Origin of the sequence: Oceanobacillus piezotolerans (assembly GCF_003665065.1) — a bacterium.
Taxonomy (GTDB): Bacteria; Bacillota; Bacilli; order Bacillales; family Amphibacillaceae; genus Oceanobacillus; species Oceanobacillus piezotolerans.
Genome location: NZ_RCHR01000006.1, coordinates 78,318 through 97,909 on the forward strand (window position 1 = coordinate 78,318; position 19,592 = coordinate 97,909).

At 38.2% G+C, this 19,592-nt stretch carries 19 protein-coding genes; 11 read left to right on the forward strand and 8 right to left on the reverse strand.

Annotated features, from left to right (window positions below):
- Window positions 1-177: 177 nt before the first annotated feature.
- Window positions 178-1,035 (reverse strand): hypothetical protein, encoded by an 858-nt coding sequence (locus D8M04_RS15855; protein WP_121524398.1) that lies wholly within the window; start codon window positions 1,033-1,035, stop codon window positions 178-180.
- Between the two features lie 456 nt (window positions 1,036-1,491).
- The gene (locus tag D8M04_RS20060) at window positions 1,492-1,650 is read right to left on the reverse strand and encodes a hypothetical protein (RefSeq protein WP_158595144.1); all 159 of its coding nucleotides are present in this window, start codon (window positions 1,648-1,650) and stop codon (window positions 1,492-1,494) included.
- A gap of 49 nt (window positions 1,651-1,699) precedes the next feature.
- On the opposite strand from D8M04_RS20060, the gene D8M04_RS20065 reads away from it, so the two are divergent.
- On the forward strand, window positions 1,700-2,200 hold the full coding sequence (locus D8M04_RS20065) for a hypothetical protein (RefSeq protein ID WP_158595145.1): 501 nt from the start codon (window positions 1,700-1,702) through the stop codon (window positions 2,198-2,200).
- A 169-nt stretch (window positions 2,201-2,369) separates the two neighbouring features.
- Here the strand turns inward: D8M04_RS20065 and D8M04_RS15865 are convergent, their stop codons facing one another.
- From D8M04_RS15865 to D8M04_RS15885, 5 genes are all read right to left on the reverse strand, one after another.
- Window positions 2,370-6,026, reverse strand: coding sequence for a multicopper oxidase domain-containing protein (locus D8M04_RS15865; protein ID WP_121524400.1), 3,657 nt, complete (start codon window positions 6,024-6,026; stop codon window positions 2,370-2,372).
- 23 nt (window positions 6,027-6,049) lie between these two features.
- Entirely contained in the window at window positions 6,050-6,346 is a 297-nt protein-coding gene (locus D8M04_RS15870) for a hypothetical protein (protein WP_121524401.1), read from the reverse strand.
- Between the two features lie 31 nt (window positions 6,347-6,377).
- Window positions 6,378-6,824 (reverse strand): hypothetical protein, encoded by a 447-nt coding sequence (locus tag D8M04_RS20490; RefSeq protein ID WP_246001301.1) that lies wholly within the window; start codon window positions 6,822-6,824, stop codon window positions 6,378-6,380.
- 65 nt (window positions 6,825-6,889) lie between these two features.
- The gene (locus D8M04_RS15880) at window positions 6,890-7,402 is read right to left on the reverse strand and encodes a hypothetical protein (RefSeq protein WP_121524402.1); all 513 of its coding nucleotides are present in this window, start codon (window positions 7,400-7,402) and stop codon (window positions 6,890-6,892) included.
- A 20-nt stretch (window positions 7,403-7,422) separates the two neighbouring features.
- Window positions 7,423-7,641 carry a hypothetical protein gene (locus D8M04_RS15885; RefSeq protein ID WP_121524403.1) on the reverse strand — a complete coding sequence of 73 codons (219 nt, stop codon included), beginning with the start codon at window positions 7,639-7,641 and terminating at the stop codon, window positions 7,423-7,425.
- A gap of 448 nt (window positions 7,642-8,089) precedes the next feature.
- Here D8M04_RS15885 and D8M04_RS15890 point away from each other — a divergent pair, with 448 nt between their 5' ends.
- The 5 genes from D8M04_RS15890 (at window position 8,090) to rsgA (ending at window position 13,363) form a co-directional block, all read left to right on the forward strand.
- Complete coding sequence (locus D8M04_RS15890) at window positions 8,090-8,497, forward strand: hypothetical protein (RefSeq protein ID WP_121524404.1); 408 nt, start codon at window positions 8,090-8,092, stop codon at window positions 8,495-8,497.
- A gap of 268 nt (window positions 8,498-8,765) precedes the next feature.
- Window positions 8,766-8,888 (forward strand): RAxF-45 family protein, encoded by a 123-nt coding sequence (locus tag D8M04_RS20605; RefSeq protein WP_281277137.1) that lies wholly within the window; start codon window positions 8,766-8,768, stop codon window positions 8,886-8,888.
- A 109-nt stretch (window positions 8,889-8,997) separates the two neighbouring features.
- Entirely contained in the window at window positions 8,998-10,626 is a 1,629-nt protein-coding gene (gene abc-f / locus D8M04_RS15895) for a ribosomal protection-like ABC-F family protein (protein WP_121524405.1), read from the forward strand.
- A 99-nt stretch (window positions 10,627-10,725) separates the two neighbouring features.
- Window positions 10,726-11,550 (forward strand): aldo/keto reductase, encoded by an 825-nt coding sequence (locus D8M04_RS15900; protein ID WP_121524406.1) that lies wholly within the window; start codon window positions 10,726-10,728, stop codon window positions 11,548-11,550.
- Between the two features lie 805 nt (window positions 11,551-12,355).
- Entirely contained in the window at window positions 12,356-13,363 is a 1,008-nt protein-coding gene (rsgA, locus tag D8M04_RS15905; RefSeq protein WP_425464030.1) for a ribosome small subunit-dependent GTPase A, read from the forward strand.
- A 187-nt stretch (window positions 13,364-13,550) separates the two neighbouring features.
- Here rsgA and D8M04_RS15910 read toward each other — a convergent pair whose 3' ends face one another.
- The gene (locus D8M04_RS15910) at window positions 13,551-14,105 is read right to left on the reverse strand and encodes an HD domain-containing protein (protein WP_121524408.1); all 555 of its coding nucleotides are present in this window, start codon (window positions 14,103-14,105) and stop codon (window positions 13,551-13,553) included.
- Between the two features lie 140 nt (window positions 14,106-14,245).
- Here D8M04_RS15910 and fni point away from each other — a divergent pair, with 140 nt between their 5' ends.
- The 5 genes from fni to D8M04_RS15935 all read left to right on the forward strand — a co-directional run bounded on the left by fni (window position 14,246) and on the right by D8M04_RS15935 (window position 19,391).
- Window positions 14,246-15,301, forward strand: a complete 1,056-nt coding sequence (gene fni / locus D8M04_RS15915; RefSeq protein ID WP_121524409.1) for a type 2 isopentenyl-diphosphate Delta-isomerase — start codon at window positions 14,246-14,248, stop codon at window positions 15,299-15,301.
- A 439-nt stretch (window positions 15,302-15,740) separates the two neighbouring features.
- On the forward strand, window positions 15,741-16,466 hold the full coding sequence (locus D8M04_RS15920; protein WP_121524410.1) for a DsbA family oxidoreductase: 726 nt from the start codon (window positions 15,741-15,743) through the stop codon (window positions 16,464-16,466).
- A gap of 261 nt (window positions 16,467-16,727) precedes the next feature.
- On the forward strand, window positions 16,728-17,681 hold the full coding sequence (locus D8M04_RS15925; RefSeq protein WP_121524411.1) for an ABC transporter permease: 954 nt from the start codon (window positions 16,728-16,730) through the stop codon (window positions 17,679-17,681).
- A complete protein-coding gene (locus D8M04_RS15930; RefSeq protein ID WP_121524412.1) occupies window positions 17,671-18,624 on the forward strand; it encodes an iron chelate uptake ABC transporter family permease subunit in 954 nt (317 codons plus the stop codon). The genes D8M04_RS15925 and D8M04_RS15930 overlap by 11 nt, the downstream gene beginning before the upstream one ends.
- Window positions 18,624-19,391, forward strand: coding sequence for an iron ABC transporter ATP-binding protein (locus D8M04_RS15935; protein ID WP_121524413.1), 768 nt, complete (start codon window positions 18,624-18,626; stop codon window positions 19,389-19,391). The genes D8M04_RS15930 and D8M04_RS15935 overlap by 1 nt, the downstream gene beginning before the upstream one ends.
- Window positions 19,392-19,592 lie beyond the last annotated feature (201 nt).

Here is a 19,592-nt window from a genome sequence, read left to right on the forward strand (position 1 = left end):
CCAGCGTAGGAAATACACGAAGACTCCCGCGGGGAAAGCGAAAACGCTGAGACCCTGCAGAAAGCGTAGTGTATTTCCGAAGTGGTTTTAACCACTATTTTGAATTCAATTGATCATATATAGCAGTTCGTTATGCATTTTTGCGTGCCATATGGAAATATCTTCATTTAAAAATGCTCATTTAAAGATAATTAGAAAACAAATAGACTGAATTGGGATTTCTCTACTACCCTCATTTATAATAGTCAAGGATTCTTTGTTTACATCAACTAAAATACCTTCTATTTCTTCATTATCCAACTTAATCTTTATTCCTTTGTCCAAATGAATGAGTAAAAAAATAGGCAATGTCAATTTGAAAAAGATATCAATCAATTCAGGTGAAGAAGCTACTGTTTTTCCGAAATTAAATGCCAGCTCTCTTCGCAGAAAAGGATCAATGTCTCTTAAATTTGGTTCATGGGAAGGTTGAACAAAGCGTCCTTGAGAGGTAATATCCGAGATTTTCAAAAGTGGTACTAAGATCTCTTTTTCGTTATTTTTTAAAAGAACAAAATCACGACCGACAACATCAACACGACCATTTAATTTCTTATCTTTTATGGTTTGAACATCTTGATGGTGTTCATCGGCCTTTTTTCTTCTCACTATTGCCAGTATTCTTCTCACCCAGTAAAATATTCCCTTTCTTTCTTTCTCATCTAGAAGTGAATCTGAATCCTCTTCTACCCCTGATTCTAAACAATCTACCTTTACATCAACTAACTGACCAAATAAGCCTTCAAATAACTTCCTTCTTCCTTCTTCCGGGCGTTCATTTGATAAGGCCAAATCCAGTAATAATTCATTTATCGCATCAATGTTTTCTTCAAGTTTTCGCGTTTGCTCTTCCGGAAGACATGATGTTGGTGAAGGGAATCTAGGAGTTTCTAGCCTTTGTGGGCAGCAGTCTTCTGGTATGAAAAAATCATCAGGGGCTCCTGCGGGGACAAATTCTGGACAGCAAATACCTTTATCAATGTGATTTCTGGTCATGATATCATCTCCTTTCTTTAAGAAGAACTTGTTTTACTCCACAATATGGCTAAAAACAATCCTTCTTTCTGTCAATTCTTTTGTAATTAGTCTGAATCTCTAAGTTACTTCCAAGATATTTTATGATACAAGCTCGCAAGGGTTACTAAAATGCATGGTAAACTTCCTTCTTCATGCGTTGATTTTTTCCCCAAAGGGCTAAAGAACCTTTCACTTGGTAAAGACAAGCATAAACTATTATTAATTAATGAAAGGGGGTAAGAAAATCGGCGCATTTTTATCATTGTTCCTGCTGCAATTCAGAATTTCTTCGTTTTGCTTTTCTTCGTCACCGATGTCATGATCAATTCAGATTTCACAACAATTGCTCTAGTCATTCAAACTGCTCTTGTCGTAGAGAACCCGTCTCTTGCATTCGTGATCCATTCTTCGAAATAGATTCTAATAGTTGCCTTACTACAAAACATGTTCGTTTGCTGACGCCCTTAAGGAGACGATTTGATCATGATGGATGCTGCTGCCAATCATTTCACCATTAACCGTCAAAATGACGATGGCATAATAAAGAACACTGTCTTTAAATAGCAATGTCATAAATTCTTTTGCGAAGAACACTTTAAGACCCAATTTTAAACTGTAACGGTAAATTAAGGGAGGAAAATAAATGAGTACACACCATATTTGTCACTGTGATGATTGTAAGAAGTTTCATCTTCACCATGATAAGTTTCACTTTGATCATGGCAGAGGGTTTCACCATCATCATGATAAATCTCACAGTGGTTTTAGTAGAAGTTTCCACCACCACCATGACAAATGTTTCTGTGATAGTTGTAGAAGTTCCCACCATCACCACGATAGCTTTTTAGATGATCGATTTTTTTGCGATGACCGTTTCCGCTTTCGATTAGGAGGATTAAAATTTGGAATGGCCTTTCGCTTACGTCAGCTGCTTGATTGTGACGTAAAAATTGTGGTTGATGATGATAAAAAGGAAATCGAGGGGAAAATTGTTTTTGTCGGAACTGATTTTATAGAGCTGTTAGTTGATCGTGATCATGAGTGCGATCATGATCGACATAGAGATCATAAAAAAGACTGTGACTGCAAAAAAGTCTTTTTATTTCCTTTTGATTCCATTAAGTTCATTAAGAAGCTCGACTAATAATCCATCTAATTTTTTCTTAAAAAAATAAATGATGTTCATTTAATCTGAACATCATTTATTTTAATTGTGAATGACATATATCTATGGGTATATGTCATTCGTTTATTCAATTTGAAAGCACTTAAATGTTTTCACCACTCTATTCAAATAAAGGGCCAAACCCACATTATTCGTTGCTTAATGGCGGCAAATGCTGCTGTATTTGATCATGAACACGGAGGATTCCCCACATTCCCTGCTCAATATCCCAACGAATATTGCCTGATCTATACATATAATCTCCCGGGAAGTTAAATCTCCCTCCAGCACCGCCGATTATAAGCAAATCTTGTGCATCTCCAGCAACGATATGACCAATAAATGATTGAGAATTTGAATCCAATTCCCTTGGATCAAATTTCCATTTATGACCATGAAGGTGGAATGTGTGCGATCTTCTTCGCTCAGACGGATTTGTCAAGCGAATAAAGATAGGATCGCCAGGGTAAGCTTCAAAAACAGGTGTGGCAGGATCACCAAATACTTTCGAACTGAACAGGTCTCTTAACACAGGATGTTCTCTAAAACGGTTAATAAGTCTTTCACTCCGATAATTAAACCCGCGTGATCCAAAATCATATGTGTCCACTTCAAGATCTTCTGGATCAGCTTCAGGAATCGTACCTGCCAGTGGATCGACAATCAGCTGACCCTGCTTATCAACGAGACGGACACCATCGTGCATAATTAAAACGAATTCTCTGAATGCGGCCTGAAAGAACTGGTTTCTAATGATTACATTTGCACCGGCTTTGACAGATTCAAGAGTATACGGATCATGATAAGTTGAAAAGCGCGGCTCCGCGATAAAGGCTCCAAATGTACCAAATGAACGATGATTTCGTAAATCTGCCACATCCCACATGGCACAAGTTCCAACATTGGCACTCACATGCCAACGATACGTAATTTCCTCACCAAGCCCGACTGTTTGATCTGGATTAAATCCTACCGTATCCCCGCTTGAAGTAGTAACATCATAATCAAGTAAATTTACATGTAACGAGATTCTTAGTGAAGGTGGATAAAAGGCTTGCTCTTTAACAGGCGGGTATGGGTGAATCCCATCCTGAAACGGAAATAATTCAAACTTAAGCCGGCTTGTCAATGTAACCTCAACGAGATCCCCGACATTTCCTCTCAGTACAAGAGGTTCTGGATTCTTTTTCCCGCTAAGAATATCTTCCACATCTTCTTCAAGAGCAAAAACGATACCGAACGGGTCATGATCCCCATAGGAATTATAAATAATCGGCGTTTGAAAAGCGACAACACGATACCTTCGAATCGGTGCATTGTGTGCTACTTCAGGCGGTAATGTACTCTGTGGGTCGGCAAGAGCAGGCGGTTTTCCCGTCACAATCGGCAGCGGTTCTGTCCTCGGCGGAGGCAGAGGACGATCCAGCAATGGAATTAGATCTTCCACCTCTAGATCAAATGTGCGAATCAATCCCCATGTACCATTCCAAATGTCTTCCTCCGTTTCAAAAGCCCACAAATAATCTCCTGCCCGCGGAATTTCCATTTCAAATGTAAAGGATTCGGAAATCCCAATATGCTGTTGAGATTGTAAAACTGTATCATTACTCGGACGTTCCCTTGGCCACTTTAAACCGTGAATATTAAAGCTATGGGACTCCTCCTGTGCCCCCTGCAGTAATCGGATGCGGATCGGATCCCCTTCATAAGCTCTTAATATCGGTGTGACAGGGTCACCATTAACAAACGAGCTGAAGGAATAGGCGGGATCACAATCTTCCCCAAGACGGAATTGAAGCGGTTCATTTTTATAATTAACAGCAAAAACACCCGGATCAGCCAGTGAACCAGGAAAATCCGGCGGCTGAAGCGGTTTTCCATCTTTATCGAATAAAAGCGCAAAATCCTGGATAAATAAAGACAAATCACGATAATTCGGAATAATAGGATTTCTGACGGTTACTTGTGTTCCATGATCCGTTTCCTCGCCAGTTCTTGATTCAAAAAACTGGGAGAAACGAGGCTGAATGATTCCAGCACCAAATACCCCATGCTGTTGATGAGAAACGGGAAATAGGTGATCATGGAAGAAAAAGGCTTTTAATTCTGTATCTGCAAACCACTCATAGCGAATCGTCTCACCTGGCAGAACAGAACTGTCATAGTTCCAGCCGACACTTGCTCCATCTGCTACTAGAACGTCGAATTTAACGAAATGGATATGAAATCCTGTCTCATACGTTCTCGTGACAAGCTGAAAGGCATCCCCATCAAGGACATGCGGCAACCGATTCGTAAAATTCATTCGAATACATGATCCAGCGGGTATGTGAAGGACGAGCGGTTCAGGCTCTTTTTTTCCTGAAAGTACATCATCAAGATCTTTATCCAGCACATATATTCTTCCTTTTGGATCATTCCAGCCTTGTTTATTATATACAATCGGCAATTCGATCATAGACACATCAAATTCAACGACGACAGGATTACCGAGACAGGAATCGACAAAAACAGCACCTGGTCTTGCGTTCGGTACAGCGGCATTTCTTTCAAGCTCCGTCATTTCCCGGCCTCCGACAATCCCAAGCGGCGGTCTAGGTGCTTTACAGCCGACTTTTCCAGGTATAAAATTTGGAAATCCTGGCCTTTCGATCGTTGGGCTTGGCGGAACTGGCCGATCAGGCAAAGGCTGAAGCGGCGCAATTGGAATCCCGTTCGGGTAGCATTGACTGCCGTCCTGAAGGGTATCAAAGATGCGGTTAATTCCCCACATCCCCACTTCAAAATGGGGGTATAGATGACAGTGAATAATTGCGTCCCCAATAGCACCCTGGAGGCTTCCAAGCCCGTATAGTGGTATGATATTATAATGTGATTGCGGACTGATGGCCTGTGCATCCAATATCTCTGAATTGAGAGTATTTGGATCTCTGGGCCATTGATGAACGTGGTAGTGAAAGACATGGGTTTCTTTCGACGCTCCATGAATTAGTCTGATGACTGCTGGGTCTCCTTTATACCCACGTAATATGGGGGTAGCGGGATCTCCGAAAACCCATGAATCATGGTGAACTTCTTCCCCTTCCACCTCAGGGGACACAACACCTTCTCGAACTAATCTTAAACGATTATGAAGCGGCTCATAACGATAATTAACTCCATGAAATGATTCTGCCTCCTGATTCGTATGAGAATTAATTGGTCTATTGCCGGTTAAATCATCCACTTCCATTTCATCATTGAAAAACCATGCATACTCCCTAAAAGAAGGCAAAAAAGGATGGTGAATATCAGCAAAAACGCCACTGTTAAGTGCCTCCCCTGTCTCAGGATCTGTCCACCACGAGCCTCTTCTTTCAACGAGTAATGCACCAAAAAGGCCTTGAATATTGGATCCTTCTTCCGTGCTGGACACATTGCCTAGGTCGGTGAAAAAATAAATACCCTCGTTTGTTGTATTAATTTGATAAAGGATGGTTTCTCCACAATCAGCTAAGGAGCTCGGGTTGAGTCCGACATTGGCTCCGTCTGATGTTAAAACATTATAATCTGCTTCCTGAAAATGCATGCCCGCTGCAAAGGGAAGCTGATTTTCAAAGAGAATTTCTACAATATCTCCTGCATTGGCTCTGATCGTAAGGGGTTGCACGAGTTCAACCGGTGTAACTGGATTTTTGCGGACAAGCTCTTTGACCTTCGATTCATTTTCTTTTAATACATACATTCTTCCGTCCGGATTATGATCACCAAAATTATTGACGACAATGCGAATCGGAATAGCTACCACATGGTAACGCCTAATCATTGATTTTCCCACCTCTCGCTGCCTTACTGTAGATCATTTAGTTCAGGAATTCTAGGTTCTCCTGGTCGCTCGATATAAAATACTTCGATGTTATCAATATGCATGACCCATGTTCGATTTTCTAACTGTGCAAAATGCGTAGTTTCAACAAATATCTCTAAAGCATCCTCGACTATAGAGAGTATTTCTCCTATAAACATAAATGGAAAGGATGGAGATAAAATAAAAACCCTACAACCAATTCCATTTTGAAAATGTTTGAGTAGTTCTTCATCATGCATCGTATTAACGGCATCGTAATTCCCATAATAACTTGACATTAAATACATTCTCCTCCTTATTGATCAATAATTAAACAAGCGGGAACCTGGTGTCACTGTCGAAATTTGGTGTGAAATGAGCGATTTTTTCGAGGGGGATAGATAATGGCGTTGGAAATTGATAAAAGGGTGCATTTAGTATTTTAATGGTAACTGGAAATATAGTAAGATGACCTCTTTCCACTTCCACGACAGGTCCGATAAAAATCGGTCTAAATGTCTGCCCCAATAGATTTAACTGTGCTGATTCCGTGACGATAAGGATTTCTTCTCCTATAAGTCCAACTAACCCTCTAAAAAAGTCATCCTTAATATCTTTATCTTGATTCGTTTCGATACTTTCTTGTATAACTTTATCGATATCATGATCTATCCGTTCATCTTTTTTTTCTTTTTTCCTTTCTTCTTTATTATCGTCCTTACCTTCCTCATCTCTCTTTAGTTTAGTTTCTTCTTTACTCTCATTTGGTTTTAGCATTTTACTCTCCTTTTTTAGGCTGATTAGTATTTTTAACAATTTATCAAATGGTCATATTATAAAAATCATCGTAATTGTTTTTTTTCGAATAATGATAGTAAACTAACTAAACGTATACTATGAACACTAGAAATATGTTTCAGCTTCACGTCAACCATTTTATTCAAGAAAGAAATTTGGAGCTGATCTCGATCAACATTCTGAATTTTGCCATATATGGTTTCTTTACCGGTTCGAATTTTTACCCACATAGACCTCCAAGATTTTAAGTGAGTGGCTAAAGACTCTTCATAAAATTGTCGAATTAATTCTTCTCTCTTCAATACGGTTTCACCAAAGTTGTAAAGCAACTTTCGTTTTAAGTCATTGTCATAAATAATGTACTGGTGACTGTCAGTAAAATTCGGTGTTCCAGTAAGGATATTAGCTGACTTGATGGTATAGTAAGGGAACCAAATTCGCTCATTTAATTTCGTTAACATCACAAAATCACGTCCAATAGTGTTTACTTTGCCAATTGTACGAATGGTCTCCTCTCCACTTTCAGAATAGATCACAACTTTCTGGTTTCGTTTCATGTGGAAAAATCTTCTTAACATCAATACTTTTTTTTTTCTGGAGAAGCTTCAGCAATCTTCAAAAGGTTTGCTTGTTCTGCATAATCATGAAATATCCTGATTTCTTCGGTCGATGAGGCACCAGGAGGCGAAGTTATGCCTTCATTTGTTTCATGGATCTCATCTTTTTTTATGTTTTCATTCTTTCTTTTTTCTAATAAAACAGGAATGTAATCATTAAGTCTCACCCCGGTTTTCATAAAACCCTCTCCTCTCGATAGATGTCAAAATTAATGTATGGGCTAGAAGATTTAGTTATTCATAAATTTACAATTTTTAGTAAAAACATGAATACTTTCACCCCTTTGTTGATCAAATAAAAGAACATAATATCTTTTCTATAATAAAGTCCCTACCTTGAATCGGGACTTATATTAGGTTTACCTCTGTAAAGTAGAACTGCCATCAGCGGGGTTTTTTCGAAACACGATGACTAGTTCGATTGAAGAATAGTATTGAAAGTATTCTTCCAAATTCGAAATACTTTGTGCACGATTTGAAAGAACATTCTAAATGGATAAATGAACCAGTCGTTTTCGTCAACTTACCAGCATTTATATTAAGTGTTGTACTACCATTTATTTAAAAGCATTGGAATGGAATTTCCTGAACAGCCCCAAACATACACTATACAAAGGAGGTAATGATTTGAGCTTACTGATTATCTTGATTTCTGTAAGTTATTTCATTGTTTGTTTTGTTTCCTATTCCTACTTGTATAAGGTTAAGAATCTAATTGGATATCATCTTGGAATGAATCTTGCAATGTCGAGTAGTGGGGTAATGGGGATCGCAGTAGGAACCGTCCTTGGCTATGCTTTTCCAGCCCATTATACGTTGATTACAATTGCCGCCACTGTTATAGCTGTTATTATTGGTGCTATTTTTGGTGCATTGGTGGATTACCAAACTTTGCTTTCCGGTATTTCTAGTGGTTTGATGGCAGGAGTAATGGGGCCAATGATCGGAGTAGTTGCAGACCTTGGACTTGTCACTTTTACTACTATTTTAGTGTATTTCACGTTTGGAATTCTTTGTTTTTCCCTACGCTCCTAAAAATAATACAGTAGATTTAGAAACGTTCAAATGGACACGAGAATAATAATAATCATCATTAAAGTGAAATCTAGTATTACCGTATTCCTAGATCCACTGTTTTGGAATGCCATCCATATCTGCAGCAAATAGAATTAAAAGTGTTCTGTGAAAAGCATCATATCCACTTTAATTTACGTCTCTGTTTCTATCATCGACTAGAGAATAGGTCTTGACTTTAAATTGATAATTAAATAGAATGAAATCAAGTGTAAAGGAGGTGGGTTTGATGAATTTTACTGGTAGTGGCATAGCGAAGTTAAAAGCATATATTGCAATTCGTTATGCAATTTTTGCGACTGTTTTCGTTCAAGGGGGTAGTCTGCCCTTTTTTAGGAACCAAATAGCGTAAAAATACCAGTAAGAGACATCTGCCTACAACGGGATTATTTTAGACGCCCGAGAGTTCTCTCTCTTTGGCGTCTTTTTTGTTGTCTCTTCTGTAATGGAGGAAGAGAAAAATGATTATTTGCAGCTTACAGAACGTTACCCAAACTTATGGTGGGAATACGATTTTTAGTGATATTACTTGTGAATTTCAACAAGGCGAACGGATTGGATTAATTGGAAGAAATGGAGAAGGTAAAACGAGTCTTCTGCATTTAATTGCAAAGCGAACAGAACCAGCATCAGGAATCATAACATGGAAAAAAGGGCTAACAGTTGGGTTATTGCAACAAAACCCCGATATAGCGATTAACGAGAAGGTTGAAGTGTTGCTTTACAATGTATTTACCTCACTAAAAGCATTGAGAAGTAAAATGGAAGACTTGGAAGAGAAGATGGCGAGCGAATCAGACCCTGATAAATTAACTCGACTGATAGGAAGATACGGAGAAGTCCAGGAAGCTTTTCAAGAGCAGGGTGGGTATGAAATGGATGCACAGGTGCGAAGGGTGACGAGTGGACTGCAAATGACACAGTTACTAGATAAAACCTGGGGACAATTAAGTGGTGGTGAGCGAACAAAGGTTGGTTTAGCAAGGCTGTTATTACAGGCACCAGATTTACTACTGCTTGATGAACCTACGAATCACTTAGATTTCCTGGCGATTGAATGGTTAACAGGGTTTGTCCAACAGTATAAGGGAACCGTTATTATCGTCTCGCATGACAGATATTTTTTAGACGAAACGGTTACTTCTATTTTAGAAATGGACCAAGGGGAACTGATTACCTACCACACGAACTATACCAATTATGTACAGGAAAGAGAAGAGCGTCTATTACGTGAATTCCAGCAATATCAGGACCAACAGAAGAAGATTAAAAAAATGAAAGAAACGATTAAAAGGTTAAAAGAATGGGCAAATCAAGCAAATCCACCGAATGCAGGAATGCATAGACAAGCGAAAAGTATGGAAAAAGCATTGGCTAGAATAGAGGTTATGAAGCGTCCTATTTTAGAACAGAAAAAAATGAATCTTGATTTTCATATGAAGAAACGAAGTGGTAAAGATGTCGTTGTTATGGATGGGGTATGGAAGCAGTATGATGAAAACGTGTTATTTGCCGATCTTCAATTCCATGTACGTTTTCAAGAGAGAGTGGCTATAGTAGGTGAAAATGGAACTGGGAAATCAACGATTCTTAAACTGATACTTGGTAGAGAAGAGGCTGATATTGGGGAAGTGAAGCTTGGGAGTAATTTATCGATAGGGTTCCTTTCACAGCATATGTTAGAACTCGAAAGTGAAAATACGATTGTCAATGAATTTCGCGAACATGTACACGTAACAGAGGGAGAAGCAAGGGCAATGCTTGCAAAATTTCTGCTTTATGGGGATACTGTCTTTCAAAAGGTAAAAAGCTTGAGTGGTGGAGAGAAGATGCGACTGCGCTTAGCGGAGCTTGTTTACCAAGACCATAACTTGCTTATTCTAGATGAACCGACCAATCATTTAGATATTGAATCGAAGGAAGTTCTTGAGGAAGCACTAGAACAATTTGAAGGTACGATTATAGCGGTGTCGCATGACAGGTATTTCCTCGATCGTCTTTTTCCTGTTACTTATTTATTGCAGGAAAACAGATTAACAAAATTTGAATTAAGCTATACGGATGCAAGAAGGAAATGGAAGAAGGAGTAAATGACAATGGCTGCACATTAGTGTAGATGGTATGATTTCTAAGACGGAATCAGTCTATGTTAAAATAAATCTATCATGTAAAAGTAGGGAGCGAGTAACATGCAAAACATTACACTAAACAATGGATTACAAATGCCACAGTTGGGCTTTGGGGTATGGAAAGTACCAAATGAAGAAGCAACTACTGCAGTAAAAGAAGCATTAAAGGCAGGCTACCGTTCGATTGATACAGCAATGATTTACGGTAATGAAGAAGGTGTTGGAAAGGCAATCGCAGAAAGCGGTATTCCACGTGAAGAGTTATTCATTACAACAAAAGTTTGGAATGCAGACCATGGCTTTGAAAATACATTAAAGGCATTTGATGCAAGCCTAGAACGTTTAGGGCTGGACTATGTGGATCTTTATCTGATTCATTGGCCAACTCCGATGTATGATGAATATGTAGAAACGTATAAGGCACTTGAAAAGCTTTATAAAGATGGAAGAGTGAAAGCGATTGGTGTTTGTAATTTTGATATAGAGCATTTAGAGCGTATATTAAATGAGTGTGAGGTGGTACCTGTATTGAATCAGGTAGAATGCCATCCTTACTTGCAGCAAAAAGAACTAAAGGCATTTTGTGAAAAACATCATATATATGTAGAGGCATATAGCCCATTAATGAATGGTAGAGAAGTACTTGAAGATGATGTAATTAAAGGCATTGCTGAAAAACATGAAAAAACAGCTGCTCAAGTCATTCTCCGTTGGCATTTACAGACAGGTGTTATAGTCATTCCAAAATCAGTAACACCATCAAGAATTGCTGAGAACCTTGCAGTGTTTGATTTTGAATTAAGTGAAGAGGACATGAATCAAATCTCAGCCTTGGATAAGAACGTACGAAGCAATTCGGTCCCAAGTGAAATGAGCAGAAGATAAGGAAGGAAACCAGGCGAATAGTCTGGTTTCTTTTTTTAAAAGGATTCTTTTATCAAAATGGATAGACTTCTGGTTAGTTTAATTCGGTATAGTGCAAAAAAAGATAAAGTGCGAACCTACTAAACTCAAAATAGTGTAAGAATCCGCTGCGGAAATACACTACGCTTTCCGCGGGCGCTGCTGAGCCTCCTCGAGACTTACGTCTCTGCGGGGTCTCACCTAGGCTTTCCCTCCCGCAGGAGTCTCCGTGTATTTCCTCCGCTAATTAGTGCTTTAAACTCTTAAACTATAGATGGTAAAAGCACATTTAAACATAAGTGATTGTAGCGGAGGGCAGTCGACTCCTGCGGGAAAGCGAAGACGCTGAGACCCCGCAGTGAGCGGTCTTTGCGAATGAGGAGGCTCAGCGCGAGCCCGCGGAAAGCGTACTGCCCGCAGCGGAAATCACAAGCGCATATTTATAGTTTAGTGTTTTTACGCTAGATAGTGAATTAAGTTAATTCACAATATATATCAACTGCGGAGAAATAATAACGATATATGTCAAAAGAAGCTTTTAATAAAGAGTACATTTTTCACGTTTTTGTAGTAAAATAATATTATTCAGGTTCAGCCATTTTGGAAGGAGTGATGTTTTATGACTGTAAATATGAAAATCGTAAAGAAAAACCAAATGAACATTACAAACATCGAAATGGAGGAGCTGTTGGCGTGAGCGGATCTTCCTCCATTTTTATAGGAGGAAAAAGAGTTGAACAAACTTATTAAACTTGGTTGGAAAGAAACGGAAAACCAGGAAGTAAATATGGAAATAATCGCCAGAGTCGTAACAGTACAGAAAAATAGCTATCGTGTAACCGATGGCAGCATGGAATACCAGGCACATGTTAGTGGTAGATTCTTAAATGAGGCTGTTTCTTCACTCGATTTCCCTGCAGTTGGGGATTGGGTCGAAGTACAGAAATTAACCGACGAGAAAAAGGCGGTTATTAAACGGGTACTCCCGCGTAAAAGCCAATTTGTTCGTCAGGCTGCTGGCGAGGTAACTGTCGCGCAAATTGTAGCTGCTAATATGGACACTGTCCTTATTGTAAATTCACTAAATCATGATTTGAATCTAAGAAGGCTCGAGCGTTATATTCTATCAACATACGACAGCGGCGCAACGCCTGTTGTAGTCCTTACGAAAAAGGATGCATGTTCCCAAGCAGAAGTTCAATCAGCAATAGCTCAAGTAGACGAGATTTCAATTGGTGTACCTGTTGTTGCGGTTAGCAGTGTGACAGGGGAAGGTTTGGAAGAGCTAATGGAATATTTACCTGCTGGCCATACAGTAGCCTTGTTAGGTTCCTCTGGGGTAGGGAAGTCAACGCTTGTAAACACCCTGCTTGGAGAAGAAGTGCAGGAGACAAAGGGAATTCGAGAGGCTGACAGTAAAGGTCGCCATACGACTACCCACCGGGAAATGTTTATGCTGCCAAACGGCAGCTTGATCATTGATACGCCTGGAATGAGGGAATTACAGCTGTGGGAAGGTGAATCCGCAATGGATACAACCTTCCAGGATGTAGAACAGTATGCATCAGAGTGTCGATTTACCGACTGTAAGCACGAAACCGAACCAGGATGTCGGGTGAAGGAAGCATTGAAAAACGGTAAATTAACCGAAGAGAGATTTCAAAGTTACCTGAAGCTTCAGAGGGAATTGGCCTATGAAAAAAGAAAGCAGGATCAGAAAGCTCAATTAGAAGAAAAAAATCGCTGGAAACAAATTAGCAAGAATCAAAAGCAAAAATATAAACAACGTATGTAAGCAAAATGTGTTTGGTTCAATAAATGCGAATCAAACCAAAAAAGATAGCAGGGCAAATCAGAATTGAATCTGGTCCTGCTATTTTTTTATCTAAGTTAATTTAGTAAAGATGAAGCTAATATCCAAGTATCGGTTGCATAAAAGTGGATAGTTACTTAATAATCAAAAATCCCGATCGTTCATGCGCTCATAAGTCTGATGAATGACTAAATACACGCAATACCGCCTCTTCATATTCAGAAAAATAATCAGGAATATCACTAGTTTGAATTCCGGAGTACATATTCTCTGCAATAGATTGATTGTACCATTTCTGTTTTTCTGGACCGGCATTGAACTTTTCCCAAACACGGTCCCCTTGTTCAGCGAGATCTTTTTCCAGGCCAAGGAGATTATCTAATTTATCTGCAATGATAAGATATTTAATTTCTTTATCTGCTTCCTTGATTGTATTAATCGTATGCTGCTTTCTTTCCTGCCATGACTTTGATTTATCTTCTGTGTGGGCAGCAACGATACGAGCTACCTCTGGTCCAAACTCTTTCTTAATATCCTCTAAGGTGTAGGGAGTATCTTCTGCTACATCATGAAGGTAGCCTGCACTCACTAATTCGTCACGGAAACCTGCTTGTTGAAGCCGTTCCGCCACACGGATTGGATGGGTAATATAAGGAGCATTAGAATTTTTTCTTGTTTGTCCAAAATGTGCCTTTATAGCAAATGCTTTTGCCTTCTCTTTCATTACTGCGCACCACCTTTTTTCAATATAGAATTAATATATCATATGATAGAAAGAACCCTAAAAGAAAGGCGCTTCACTTTCTTTTCCTACATGAAAAAGGTAAACTAGACATTATAATATTGTAACTGGAGGTACCCACTATGGAGAAGGGCATCAATCAGCGAAAAACGGAGCATATTCGCCTTTGTCTTACTGGTAATGTAGAAGGAGTAAACAAATCTACAGGACTTGAGGGCATTCAATTTATACATAACGCACTACCTGAAATTAATTTTGACGATATTCAAATAAATACAAGCTTTTTAGGAACAGAGTTGAAAGCTCCTTTTCTTGTTAGCTCGATGACTGGCGGTTCAGATCTAGCCATTGCAATTAATCAGAATTTAGCAAAAGCAGCGGAAGAAAAGGGCTGGGCACTTGCAATAGGTTCCACAAGAGCTTTTCTTGAAAGTGATAAATACGAAGAATCCTTTTTATTACGTAAACAAGCTCCCAACACGCCGATAACGGTAAACCTTGGTGCTGTGCAATTAAACTATGGCTATGGTCCAGAGGAATGTCAGCGTATTATTGATAAAACAAACGCAGATTCCATTGTCCTTCATTTGAATAGCTTGCAAGAAGCTGTCCAGGACGGTGGGGATTTGAACTTTGATAATCTACTGCCTAAGATTGAACAGGTTTGTAAAACGCTGGACGTTCCCGTCGGTGCAAAAGAAGTTGGTTTTGGAATCGATGGCACAGTCGCTGAGAAGCTCTACAATGCGGGAATTTCCTATATAGATGTAGCTGGTGCAGGAGGAACTTCGTGGAGCCAAGTTGAAAAATTACGCTCCAGGGATAAACTGAGAAAGGCGGCGGCAGAAGCATTTAATAATTGGGGTATTCCAACGAAGGATTGTATTGTTTCTGTACGAAGTCATCTTCCAGAGGTACCACTTGTAGCAAGTGGTGGGATGAATACTGGAGTTGACGCAGCAAAGGCCATTACAATAGGTGCGGATATGGTTGGGTTTGCACGCCATTTATTGAAGGCTGCTACAGAGTCTCCAGAAGCAGTGATCGAAACGATGGAACAGATTGAACTCGAATTGAAGATGACGATGTTTGGGATCGGCGTTAAAACCATTGAAGAATTGAAAAATACTAAACGCGTAAATATTATGGGGACATCACTTTTAGAGAAGAACAGTTAAAGGTATGACGGAGAAAGAAAAAAAGAATCGTATTCCATGATTTTACAATAGCAATGGAAAAGAATATTTAAAAACAGTGAATTTATATCTAAAATTTCACTGTTTTTTCATGTAAAACTGTTTTTGAATAAGAAAAAAACAGAAGGGGAAAATCAGATAGAAGATGTGAAGCTTGGAAATACAGGATTAAATGTTTCTCGTCTCTGCCTTGGATGTGTGGGCCAGTAAGTGGCACCGTTTGAAGTATTACATTAACATAAAAATGATTCTAGCAACCCATTTCGCCGTTTAGTAATTCGTTTGCACAGTATCTGAATGTACAAATGAAAAATATATGAAAAGCTCTATATAATGCTGTTTAGCAAGGATAAATCCAAGCACAACAGTTTTCGAAACGAAAAGGTTGTGCTACAATTTTAATGTAAAGGTGGTGCTTAAAGTGAAAATAGAAGTATGGTCAGATTTTGTATGTCCTTTCTGTTATATTGGAAAAAGAAGATTAGAACATGCAATGGAAAAGTTTTCGCACCGCGATAACATTGTATTGGAATATAAAAGTTATCAACTTGATCCAACAGCTAAACACATTCCAGGGAAGGACTTTTATCAAACCTTTTCTGAATTAAAAGGATTGCCACTTAATCAAGTGAAAGCAATGAATGGACAAGTTGGGGAGCAAGCTGCAGCGATAGGATTGACATATAATTTTGATACGATGAAATATGCGAATACCTTTGATGCGCACCGTGCAGCTAAATTTGCCGAAACAAAAGGCAAAGGGAAAGAAATTACGGAGAGATTCTTGTATGCCTATTTTACTGAATCCAAATTAATGAGTGACCATGATACATTAGCGGAACTTGCTGAAGAAGTTGGATTAGACAAAGAAGAGGTTAAAGAAGTAATGGAGTCTAATCGCTACGCAAAGGAAGTTCGTGAGGATATAAATGTAGCACATCAAATTGGTGTAAGAGGTGTACCTTTCTTTGTATTTAATGAGAAGTATGCTGTTTCTGGTGCCCAGCCTGAAGAAGTATTTCATGAGGTGTTGAATAAAGTATGGGAAGAAGAAAAAGATAAACCAATTATACAAGAGATAGATATAGCAAAGAATTCAGAGACATCTTATTGTACGGATGATGGCTGTGAAATAAAAGAAAAATAAAAAGGGAAAGACTAACGCTAAAAAGATTTTACGGCGTTAGTCTTTTTTAGGCTCTTCTGACAAAAACTATGAATCTAGTTATTCGTGCTTTCGAATGCAACTGATTGAAGTTTCATTCTATCGAAAAATATTGAAATTTGCTGACAACGATTGCATTTGGGGTTGATTTTATATTTTTCTATACTTATAATTAAGGTGTACTTAGAATGATAATCATTTTCAATTGTCGTACTGAGAATATAGAAGTGATGAGGATTTCTTATGAGACTGTGGATGTTAATAATTGCAACGATAGTCCTGTCATTTATATCGCTGTTTATTGGTGCAATTGATATTAAGCCAAGTGATTTGCTAGATTTGGGTTCAGAAGAAACGCAGATATTTTTAATTAGTAGAGTACCTCGATTGATGGCGATTATATTGGCAGGCGCTGGTATGAGCATTGCTGGATTAATTATGCAAAGCTTGAGTCAAAATAAATTTGTATCCCCAACAACAGCCGGGACATTAGATGCTGCCAAATTAGGGATTATGATTTCCATGCTGTTCTTTACAAACGTAACGTATACACAGCAGATTCTCTTTAGCTTTTCTTTTGCTTTAATAGGAACATTAATATTTATGCAAATTCTAGATCGTATTAAATTTAAAGATGCCATCTTCGTCCCTTTAATCGGGATTATGTATGGGAACATTCTATCATCCATTACCACATTCTTTGGATATGAGGCGGATATACTTCAAAATATCTCATCTTGGTTAATGGGAAGTTTTACTCTAATCATTGCAGGTCGATATGAACTGTTGTATGTAAGCATTCCTGCTTTGGTACTAGCCTATATTTATGCGAATAAATTTACGGTTGCTGGCATGGGAGAGGAATTTGCTAAGAATTTGGGATTAAGTTATAAGGTTGTACTTAATATTGGACTTGTTCTTGTCGCAATTATTTCAACATCCGTTGTACTTACTGTCGGGGTTATCCCGTTTTTAGGTTTAATTGTACCAAATATTGTTTCCTTATATATGGGAGATAATTTGCGCAAAACAATCCCACATACTATGTTCCTGGGAATAGCATTTTTATTAATGTGTGATATTATTGGACGAATTATTGTCCACCCATATGAAATACCAGTAAACGTAACAGTGGCAGTAATAGGCAGTGCGATCTTCTTAATTATGTTATTTAGGGGGAGAGCATATGCGAAATAATACTACTAAAATTATCTTTCTACTGGTATTAGCAATTATTTGTATATTGTTTTACGGTTTTTATGATATTAAAGGTGGGTTTGATTACGCCTTTCCTAGGCGGATGATCAAAATAGTGGCAATGGTAATAACAGGAATTGCTATTTCGTATTCCACGGTTGTATTCCAGACTATTACACATAACCGAATATTGACTCCTTCCGTGATGGGGCTTGACTCCATGTATGAAGTGGTACAAACATTAATTTATTTCTTTGCGGGATCCATGTCCATTTGGGTGTTAAATCAATATTTAAACTTTGGTGCAGCAATCTCCGCTATGGTGATTTTTGCAATCATACTATACCGGTTCTTGTTCCGAACAAATAAATATCCAATTTACTTACTCCTATTAATCGGGATGATTCTAGGAACACTGCTTGGAAGTTTTGTCACATTTCTACAAGTATTAATCGATCCAGTTGAATATCTAAGCTTACAATCCCAGCTGTTTGCAAGTTTTACAAATGTAAAAGCAGAACTTCTCTATATTGCTGCTGGCATTTTACTCATCGCGTTTATCTATGGCTATACCATAATGAGTAAATTAGATGTTATGTCACTTGGCCGTGAGCATGCGATGAACCTTGGTATTAATTACGATCGAATGGTAATGAACATTTTAATACTATCATCCGTACTAATTGCGACATCAACGGCTTTAGTCGGTCCAATTACATTTCTGGGCTTAATTGTAGCAAACTTATCGTACCAGTTTTTAGTAACATATAAACATTCTATGTTGATTCTAGGGGCTAGTTTAATAAGCATTATTGCATTAGTTGGTGGGCAATTTCTAGTAGAGCATATTTTGGAATTACGTACGACGCTAAGTGTAATTATTAACTTCGTCGGTGGTATTTACTTCATTTACTTATTATTAAAGGAAAGCAGGTCTGCATAATGATTGAAATCAAAGGATTGACGAAACGGTTCGGTAAAAAGAGTGTAGTAGAGGATGTTTCCGTAAAGATTAAGCAGGGAACGATCACTTCTTTTATCGGACCGAACGGAGCTGGTAAATCAACGCTACTTTCTATGGTAAGTCGTTTGCTGGATGCTGATACGGGTGAAGTATTGCTAGATAAAAACAACGTAAAAAAGTGGAAATCTGATGAGTTTGCTAAACGTGTATCGATATTAAAACAATCGAATTATACAAACGTTCGTTTAACTGTGAGAGAATTAATCTCTTTTGGTCGATATCCCTATTCAAGAGGCCGTTTAACAGCTGAAGATGAGAGGTTAGTAGATCAAGCACTGGAATATATGAACCTGCAAGATATACAAGATCAGTTTATTGATGAGTTATCTGGCGGGCAAAGGCAAAGAGCATTTATTGCGATGATTATTGCACAAGATACAGATTATGTATTATTAGATGAACCGTTGAATAATCTGGATATGAAGCACTCCGTACAAATTATGAAGATCCTGCGTAAGCTTGTAGATGATCTTGGTAAAACAGTTGTTATTGTATTGCATGATATTAACTTTGCATCTGTATACTCGGATCGTATTGTCGCTTTAAAGGACGGAAAATTAGTGAAAGATGGTCCTACTAAGGATATCATTAACTCTGAATCACTACGAGAGATTTATGATATGCATATTCCTGTGCAGGTACAGGATGGTTGCCGTATTTGTGTATACTTTAATTCTCATGCATGATAATGATATGATTGTAGATAATAAACGAGGATTCTCATACAAGGTCTACACCTTTAATATGGGATAACCTCGTTTTTTGTTTGGAGTAAAAAGGGAAATAAAAGTAATTTTTAAAAAACTTTTATTTTTAATATTGACGTTAAAAATAAATCACATTATAATGAGAATAGTTATCAATGATAATGATTATCATTTTTGATT